The following is a 570-nucleotide window of genomic DNA, read 5'->3' on the forward strand; positions in this document are numbered from 1 at the left end:
TCCGCCGTGCCCGTCGCCGCGGCCGACGGGCACGCGGGCGGAGTGGGGTCGGTCGGGCATGCGGGCCACGCCGGGCATGCCGCGCTGACCCAGCCCATCGCCATTCCGGCGGGAGTCGCACTCGACCACGGCCACGCCTGGATGCCGCTCGCCCACCTGGTTGCAGCGGCGATCACGGTGCTCGCGCTGGTGGGCGCGTACCGCGCCGTCGCGGCCGTCGCCGGCGCCGTGCTCGCGCTGGTGCGCCGGCTCACGAGCCTTCCCGTGCCCGTCGACGCGCGGCCGCGCCGGCAACCCGCCGATGCCGCCGTGCGCCGCCTGCTCGGCCTGCCCCTCCTCGCCTCGATCGGGTCCCGTGGTCCCCCGGTCGCCGCGGTGGCGGCCTGAACCGCCGACGACTCCGAATCACTTCCCGGATGCCGCATCCGCGCGCCCGGACACGACCACGAAAGACCTCCACATGCGTATCGCACGCCTCTCCGCCGTCGGCCTCGCTGCCGGCGCCGCCCTCACCCTTGCCGCGGTGCCGCTCGCCGCGAGCGCCCACGTCAGCGTCACGCCGAGCAGCAC

At 77.0% G+C, this 570-nt stretch carries 1 pseudogene; it reads left to right on the plus strand.

Annotated elements, in window-relative coordinates:
* Positions 1-387: pseudogene (locus AC1DY2_RS20490) on the plus strand (hypothetical protein); the annotation flags it as partial.
* Between the last annotated feature and the right edge of the window lie 183 nt (positions 388-570).

It is taken from the genome of Agromyces sp. P1_H4 (genome assembly GCF_056405255.1).